The organism is uncultured Tenacibaculum sp. (assembly GCF_947504135.1).
Lineage (GTDB): Bacteria > Bacteroidota > Bacteroidia > Flavobacteriales > Flavobacteriaceae > Polaribacter.
In genome coordinates this window covers 1-1,196 of the sequence record NZ_CANNGG010000009.1, presented here as the reverse complement: position 1 = coordinate 1,196, position 1,196 = coordinate 1, and the positions used below count along the sequence as shown (strand labels likewise).

1 pseudogene is annotated in these 1,196 nt (G+C 37.5%); it reads left to right on the top strand.

The window, feature by feature from the left end:
- Nucleotides 1-1,196, top strand: a pseudogene (locus Q0663_RS12615) (hypothetical protein); the annotation flags it as partial.

Genomic DNA, 1,196 nt, shown 5'->3' with positions numbered 1-1,196 from the left:
ACAGATTGGTTAGCGAGCTTTAGTGGAGAAGACGGATGTGGAACAGCTACGGTAACACATAACAGTACAGGTTTAAGTGATTTATGTGGCGGCACAGGTTCAGAAACTGTAACTTTTACGTTAACAGATGAGTGTGGGAATGATATTACAAAAGAAGCAACCTTCACCATAGTAGACACAACAGCACCAGTTATAGATGAAACAAACAAAAATAATATAGACATAGAATGTGGAGTAGGAGATACAGGTACTACTTTACAGGATTGGTTAGATAATAATGCAGGAGCAACTGCAACTGATAATTGTAGTAATGTAATATGGACAAACAATTATGGAGATGATACTTCAGTAAAATGTGATGGAAGTTATATTACAGTAACATTTACAGCTACAGATGATTGTGGAAACTTTAGTACCACAACGGCAGGATATTTAATTAAAGATGAAACACCACCAACAATAACTCAGCAACCATCAGACAAAGTTGTTGAATGTGATGGCTCAGGTAATACAACAGAATTAAATGATTGGTTAGCTAGTAATGGAGGAGCAACAGCAACGGATGATTGTAGTGTAGTATCTTGGAGTAATAATTATACTGATTTAACGTATACATGTAGTTTTACAGGAGAAGTGGAAGTAATCTTTACAGCAAAAGATGCTTGTGGAAATACTGTAGATACAACTCCTGCTAAGTTCATTATAGAAGACACAGTAGCACCAGAGTTTGTAGAAGAGTTACCAGCAGCAGAAATAACTGTAAGTTGTGATGCAATTCCAGCAGCAGCAGTTTTAACAGCAACCGACAATTGTGATGCATCTGTAACTGTAAATTACTCAGAAGAGTTTGCAGGACAAGACGATGAATGTGCATCAGAATATACAATCACAAGAACTTGGACAGTATCAGATTGTGCAGGTAATAGCACATCACATACTCAATTAGTAACGGTTGAAGATACCAACGCACCAGAGTTTGTAGAAGAGTTACCAGCAGATACAACAGTAAGTTGTGATACAGTTCCAGCAGCAGCAGTTTTAACCGCAACCGACAATTGTGATGCATCTGTAACTGTAAATTACTCAGAAGAGTTTGCAGGACAAGACGATGAATGTGCATCAGAATATACAATCACAAGAACTTGGACAGTATCAGATTGTGCAGGTAATAGCACATCACATACTCAATTAGTAAC